Source organism: Pseudomonas sp. Pse35, from assembly GCF_024519715.1.
GTDB classification, from domain to species: domain Bacteria; phylum Pseudomonadota; class Gammaproteobacteria; order Pseudomonadales; family Pseudomonadaceae; genus Aquipseudomonas; species Aquipseudomonas paracarnis.
This window is the reverse complement of the sequence record NZ_JALJRP010000034.1, coordinates 52,894-59,962: the sequence shown is the minus strand read 5'-3', so window position 1 is coordinate 59,962 and position 7,069 is coordinate 52,894. Positions and strand designations below refer to the sequence as shown.

5 protein-coding genes are annotated in these 7,069 nt (G+C 60.4%); 2 read left to right on the top strand and 3 right to left on the bottom strand.

The window, feature by feature from the left end; translation table 11 throughout:
- Positions 1–302: 302 nt before the first annotated feature.
- Positions 303–1,679, bottom strand: coding sequence for a VOC family protein (locus tag OC445_RS22670; RefSeq protein WP_262020369.1), 1,377 nt, complete (start codon positions 1,677–1,679; stop codon positions 303–305).
- A gap of 198 nt (positions 1,680–1,877) precedes the next feature.
- On the opposite strand from OC445_RS22670, the gene OC445_RS22665 reads away from it, so the two are divergent.
- Positions 1,878–4,514: an MGH1-like glycoside hydrolase domain-containing protein gene (locus OC445_RS22665; RefSeq protein WP_262020368.1), complete on the top strand. Its 2,637-nt coding sequence runs from the start codon at positions 1,878–1,880 to the stop codon at positions 4,512–4,514.
- A 192-nt stretch (positions 4,515–4,706) separates the two neighbouring features.
- On the opposite strand, the gene OC445_RS22660 is transcribed toward OC445_RS22665, so the two are convergent.
- A complete protein-coding gene (locus OC445_RS22660) occupies positions 4,707–5,021 on the bottom strand; it encodes an SCP2 sterol-binding domain-containing protein (RefSeq protein WP_034125754.1) in 315 nt (104 codons plus the stop codon).
- A gap of 56 nt (positions 5,022–5,077) precedes the next feature.
- Positions 5,078–5,788, bottom strand: coding sequence for a histidine phosphatase family protein (locus OC445_RS22655; RefSeq protein ID WP_034135852.1), 711 nt, complete (start codon positions 5,786–5,788; stop codon positions 5,078–5,080).
- A gap of 194 nt (positions 5,789–5,982) precedes the next feature.
- Here OC445_RS22655 and sohB point away from each other — a divergent pair, with 194 nt between their 5' ends.
- Positions 5,983–7,008 (top strand): protease SohB, encoded by a 1,026-nt coding sequence (gene sohB, locus OC445_RS22650; RefSeq protein WP_057977182.1) that lies wholly within the window; start codon positions 5,983–5,985, stop codon positions 7,006–7,008.
- Positions 7,009–7,069 lie beyond the last annotated feature (61 nt).

The window sequence follows — 7,069 nt, the reverse complement described above, 5'->3', positions numbered from 1 at the left end:
GCCGGCCCAGACAAAAGTAAGCAAAACGCTCTTGCCCCACCACTCGGCACCTCGCTTAGGCTCGGTGTGCCCGTAATCCGCCAGTGATTTGGGGGGCCGCCGCCACGCGCCATCCATGGCGCGGGGCGGCTAAACCGGCATCCCTGCCGGTTTACCCCCCAAATCCCTGTCGAATTCCGGCCAGCGTGGTTTGACGGGGCGCTTAAGATCAAGATCAAAAGCAGATCAAGATCAAAAGCGGCTCGCTTCGCATCGTGGTTACCATCAACGCCGTGACGCTTGGCGTTCGGTCTTGCATCCAGTCATTTCAACAGCGTTTCAACGCATATATCCATGGAACGCTGCTGCGTCTGCTCATACAACTGCAGCTCATCAATCGTCCTGCGCCCCAGCGCCTGTTCGAAGGCATCTCGGTTGGAGTTGCCCGCGTAGTGACTCTGCGCCCCATCCCCCAGGTTTGACTGGAAGATCCCCGCCGCACTGACCGGCAAAAAGTCCTCATACACCAACGGCTCCACCGCCACATGACCGGCACCGACCAGCGCCTCCAATGTGCGCGGCTGATCGGCCTGGCCGCGTGCCGTCAGGCCTTTATCGGTGACGAAGTAGCGAAAATACGCCAAGCCCTGCTCGCGCATCTGCGGGTAGTTATCGGGGAAGGCGTGGAAGTGCTGTTCCATCAATTGCACATAGCGCTCGGCGTTGGCTTCATTGGGGAATGTGCCGAGTTCGTCGCGGGCGGCGTTCAGCAGTTGGTCGTACAGGGCGCGGCCTTTAGGGGTAAGTGCGACGCCGCGCTGTTCGATTTCGCCGAAGCGTGCGCTGTGGCTGCCGTGGGCATCGGTGAAGGCGATGGGTTCGTCCAGGGCCTTGAAGCTGGTCTGGCGCAGCAGGATCGGGCATTGGCGCCGAGGTGGGCCTTCGATCACGGCTTTGGGAGTGATGCCTTTGCCGGGCATCGCCGCCTGCACCTGGTCGATGTCCAGGGTGCGTGGCGTCAGGTGGTTGATGTGCGGGCCTTTGAACGCGACGACGTCGGCGATCAGTCGGTGCTGGTCGCTCAGTTGCTGATATTGGGCGCCGGTGACCGTGGCAGTGTGGTGCCAGCGGAACGTCTCCAGGGCCTGGCGGATAAAGGCCTCGGCATCGCTGGCATTCAAGCCGCCTTGGGTCTCTGCCTGGTCGATCAATGCCAAGGCCTCGCCGGTGAAGATCGAGCGCTTGGCCAGGGCGCTTTCGGCGAAGGCGCGCAGGTCGGGGTTTTCGATCAGTTCCAGGCGCAGCAACGAAGTGAACACGCGAAACGGGCTGGTTTGCAGCGCGTGTTCATGCACGGCGCGAAAGGCGGTGGAGTGAACAGGTACGCCAGCGGGGGTGAGGTCGTAGTACCCCACCGGTTGCATGCCCATCACCGCAAACAAACGGCTGATAGTCGCCAGTTCCGCAGCGGTGCCCAGGCGGATGGCGCCGTGGCGTTCCATGCCCAGGCGCTGGATTTCGCCGGTACGTTGCAGCTGGTGCGCCAGGCCCGGTTCGCTGTCGAGCACATGTGCATTGGTCTCGGCCACCAACTCCAGCAACGCCCCATATAACGGAACTTCATCTCGATACATGTCGGACATGGCCTTGGAAAAGCCCTTGCGGATCTCGTCAGGGCTGACATGTGCAGTGGCGTGCATAGAAAAATTCCTGATGGCTGGAGCGATGAAAGTGGCCTTTGCCTGATTTTGTTGAGCCGCCGGCTGCCTTGCAAACGAAGATTCTTCTGGACTTCATTCTGCAAATGAATGAGTTGACCCTGCGTCCAAGTCTTCATGTGCAAGCGGGCGTCATTGGGCTCTACACTGCGCTCCACCGTGTAGGTGAAGGAGGACCCAATGACGGCCAAACCCGCAACCAACCTGCTGGACACCCTCGAAGGCCAGCGCCTGGCAACGCCAGGCGCCGAGCAGTGGCGCGACTGGGGCCCGTACCTGAGTGAACGCCAATGGGGCACGGTGCGCGAAGACTACAGCGCCGACGGTGACGCCTGGGCCTACTTCCCTCATGAGCATGCACGCAGCCGCGCCTATCGATGGGGCGAGGACGGGTTGGCCGGTTTCAGTGACAAGGCTCAACGCTGGTGCCTGGGCCTGGCGCTGTGGAACGAGCGTGACGCAATCCTCAAGGAACGTCTGTTCGGCCTCGACAACGCCGAAGGCAACCACGGTGAAGACGTCAAGGAACTGTACTTTTTCGTCGATGGCGTGCCGAGCCATGCCTACATGCGCATGCTCTACAAATATCCCCATGCGGCCTTTCCCTACGCTGACCTGATCGCCGAAAACGCCCGTCGTGGGCTGGCGGATGCCGAGTATGAAATCCTTGATACCGGTGTGTTCGCAGACAACCACTACTGCGACGTCAGTGTCGAATACGCCAAGCATCAGCCCGACGATATTTTCATGCGCGTCACCGTGCATAACCGTTCGGACCAACCCACACGCCTGCAGGTGCTGCCCCAGCTCTGGGCGCGCAATGACTGGAGCTGGACCTTCGATGCACCCAAGCCCAGCTTGAGGTTGGACGGCGAGCGGGTTCTGGCGCGTCATCATGAACTCGATGATCGCCACCTCAGTGCCTGGGGCCAGGACGGGTTGCAGTGGCTGTTCTGCGAAAACCAAACCAATCGGCCCAAACTGGACGGGCAACCGGCGCCGGGGCCATTTAAGGATGGCATTAATGATTACGTGGTGGGCGGGGTTGGGTCGGCCGTTCGCCGGGACGCCGGCACCAAGGTGGCCGCGCATTTCACCCTTGAACTGGCGGGCCAGGAAAGCAAAATCCTCTACCTGCGTTTTGCGCCTTTGGACGCGCCCGATGTCAATGCGCGCAAGCTATTCGAACAGCGCCGCCAGGAGGCCGATGACTTCTACGCGGTCTTGCAACAGGGCCTTGCCGATGACGATGCGCGCAATGTGCAACGCCAGGCCCTGGCCGGCCTGCTGTGGTCCAAGCAACTGTACTATTTCGACGTGAACCAGTGGCTTGACGGCGACCCGGCCCAGCCCGCGCCACCGCCCGAGCGTCTGCTTATCCGCAATACCCATTGGCGGCACCTGAGCAACTTCGACATCTTGTCCATGCCCGACACTTGGGAATACCCCTGGTATGCCTCCTGGGATCAAGGCTTCCAGGCGGTGGCCATCGCGCTGATCGACCCCGGTTACGCCAAGCAACAGCTGTTGCTGCTGGTAAAGGACCGCTTCATGCACCCCAACGGCCAATTGCCGGCCTACGAATGGCGCTTTGACGACGCCAACCCGCCCGTGCACGCCTGGGCCAGCTGGCGCGTATATCAGCAGGACAAGGCGTTGACCGGCGTGGGCGACATGGATTTCCTGGAGCGGATCTTTCACAAACTGCTGCTGAATTTCTCCTGGTGGGTCAACCGCAAGGACGCCGAGGGCCGCAACCTGTTCCAGGGCGGTTTTCTGGGCCTGGACAATATCGCCTTGTTCGACCGCTCGGCCCCGTTGCCGCCGGGTTACCAGTTGGACCAGGCCGATGGCACCGCCTGGGTGGCGGCCTATGCCCTGGACCTGATGCGCATCGGCCTGGAGTTGGCCAAGCGCAATGTGGTGTACGTGGACATTGCCGTGAAGTTTTTCGAGCATTTCCTCTACATCGCCGGCGCTATCAACCGCGTCGATGACAGCGCCGAAGGCTTGTGGGATGAGCAGGACCAGTTTTTCTACGACGTACTGCACCGTCCTGATGGCCAGAGCGAACCGGTGCGCCTGCGCTCCATCGTCGGGTTAATGCCGCTGTTCGCGGTGCTTGTGCTGGAACAGCGCGAGCACGAGGGCCTGGGAGACTTGCGCGAGCGCCTGCTGGGCTTTATGCATCATCGGCCGGACCTGGCCAGGTTGGTTTCGCGCTGGACCGAACCGGGGCAGGGCAACCGCCTGTTGCTGGCGCTGCTGCGCGGTGAACGCACCAAGGATTTGCTGCGACGCATGCTGGATGACCAGGAGTTCTTGTCGGCCTTTGGCGTGCGCGCCCTATCCAAGGCGTTCGCCGAGCAGCCCCTGGCGTTGAAGATGAATGGCGACACCTTGTGCGCCAGTTACCAACCCGGTGAATCCGACTCACGTTTGTACGGCGGCAACTCCAATTGGCGCGGGCCGCTGTGGATGCCGGTCAATTACATGCTGATTGAATCGTTGCGCGAATTTCATCGCTATTACGCGGAGCATTTTTCCGTGGAGTACCCGACGGGCAGTGGGTATCTGGCGTCTCTCGAGGAAGTGGCTGACAGCCTCAGCGAGCGGCTGACGCGGCTGTTTCTCAAAGATGAAAACGGTGTGCGGCCGTCGATGGCGGGGTATGCGCAGTTGCAGGAAGACCCGGCCAGTCGTGACCTGGTGTTGTTCCATGAGTATTTTCATGGTGAGACAGGGCGAGGGTTGGGGGCTTCACACCAGACCGGGTGGAGCGCGTTGGTGGCGTTGTTGCTACAGCCAAAAACCTGAGCAGTCCTACGGATTTGCTTTTCTGTGGGAGCTGGCTTGCCTGCGATGCAGGCACCGCGGTGCGTCCGGCAAATGGAGTAGATGCCATCGCAGGCAAGCCAGCTCCAACAGGGGATCTTCATTCACCGCGAGAATGCCGGCAAAAAAATCCCGCCTGGGGAGGCGGGATCAGGATTCAGGGTTACCCGTGAATCAGGAAGGGAACAGCTCGCTCAGCTTCATCGCCAGCATCATGTCGCCTTCGGTGCGCAGCTTGCCGCCCATGAACGCTTGCATGCCGTCGGTGGAGCCGTCGACGATGCCTTCCAGGGTCTCGCTGTCCATCACCAGGGTGACCTGCGCGTCAGGGTTTTCGCCTTCTTTGAGCTCGCAGGTCTTGTCCTTGACCACCAGCGAGAAATTCTTGCTGTCGTCGATACGGAAACCGAACACCAGGTCCAAGCCTTCGGCAGCGCTTGGGTTGAATTTGGCTTTCATTGCTTCTACTGCTTTAGCTACGTCAGTCATGGTTTCGATCCTTAAGGGTAGAGTCCAGTGACCTTGGGGTCACGGTTGGCCGCAGTTCATCGGAAAGTGATGAGCTGCGGCGCCTTCAACAGTTGCAAGTGGGCGTGACTGTTGAAGGAAGCCAGTGCCACCTCGCGACCACGGAACTTCAATTGGTTGAGCGAGGTGTTAACAATTTGCCAGTTCATTTCGAAGGCCTGGGCGGCAGGCATTCGGGTAATCAGGTGGAGCAGGGCGGTGATGGTGCCGCCGGAGGTGAATACGGCGATTTTGTCGGTGTGGTTGGCGGCTTCAAGGATCCGCTGCAAACCACCCTGGACCCGCTCGACAAACCCCAGCCAGCTTTCCAGCCCGGGCGGATCATAGGTGCCGGCCAGCCAGCGTTCGATGATCAGGGCGAAAATGCGTTGGAACTCGCTGCGGTTCTGCGGGCCATTGCGCAGGATGTGCACGGCATCCGGCTCACTGCTGAGCAGGTCGGGTAACAGGCCGCGAATGATTGCCTCGCCGTCGAACTCGTTGAACGCGCTGTCTGTTTCCAATGCCGGAACCGGCAAGCCCAGGGCGCTGTACTGGTCGAACGTGGCGCTGGCAGTGTGCTGCTGGCGACGCAGGTCGCCGGCGATGCAGCGGTCAAACGCAATGCCCAGGTCTGCCAGGTGGCGACCGAGCACTTGCGCTTGTTCCACGCCAATGGGCGAGAGGACGTCATAGTCGTCTGCACCGAAGGAAGCCTGGCCATGTCGAATCAGATAAATGCTGCCCACGTCCGTTTTCCCGGTACGTTGAAAGTCTGGCGAGGTTATGAGGATGCCTGCGAGCTGTCAATGAAAAAACATACGCTTGTTTTAAAAGCGCGTTGGAGCCCGCCTGCTGGCGGTTTGATCACTGGCTCCTTCGCAGTGGCGTCGGTATGCTGAGGCCATCCGCGCCTGGCGCAGTGCATTTTTTAAGGAGACATATGGATTTTTTGGCCGAATACGCGAGCTTTCTGGCGAAGACCGTCACCCTGGTGGTCGCTATTCTGGTGGTACTGATCAGCTTTGCAGCACTGCGCAGCAAAGGTCGTCGTAAATCCGCCGGCCAATTGCAGGTCAGCAAGCTGAATGATTTCTACAAGGGCTTGCGTGAGCGCCTGGAGTCCAGCCTGCTCGACAAGGACCAGCTCAAGGCCCTGCGCAAGTCCGAAAGCAAAGCTGAAAAGAAGAAAGACAAGAAGAAGCCCGAGCCCAAGCCACGGGTATTCGTGCTGGATTTCGACGGTGACATCAAGGCCTCGGCCACCGAAAGCCTGCGCCATGAAATCACCGCACTGCTGAGCCTGGCCACGCCCAAGGATGAAGTGGTGCTACGCCTGGAAAGCGGCGGCGGCATGGTGCACAGCTATGGCCTGGCCTCCTCGCAACTGGCGCGTATCCGCCAGGCCGGCGTGCCGTTGACCGTGTGCATCGACAAAGTCGCGGCCAGCGGTGGCTACATGATGGCGTGCATCGGCGAGAAGATCATCAGCGCTCCCTTCGCCATTCTCGGTTCCATTGGCGTGGTGGCGCAGTTGCCCAACGTCAATCGCCTGCTTAAAAAGCACGACATCGACTTTGAAGTGCTGACCGCCGGTGAATACAAGCGCACGCTCACAGTGTTCGGCGAAAACACCGAGAAGGGCCGGGAGAAGTTCCAGGAAGACCTGGACATCACGCATCAGCTGTTCAAGAACTTCGTCGCGCGTTACCGCCCGCAGTTGGCGATTGACGAGGTGGCCACTGGCGAAGTGTGGTTGGGGGTTGCCGCTCTCGACAAACAACTGGTTGATGAGCTGCAAACCAGCGATGAATACCTGGCTACCAAGGCCAAGACCGCCGAAGTGTTCCACCTGCACTATGCCGAGCGTAAGAGCCTGCAGGAGCGCGTGGGCCTGGCGGCCAGCGGCTCGGTGGACCGAGTGCTGTTGACCTGGTGGAGTCGCTTGACCCAGCAGCGGTTCTGGTAACCCAGTACTGAAAACCAGGTAATCCCTTGTCGATCGTTCCCACGCTCCGCGTGGGAATGCC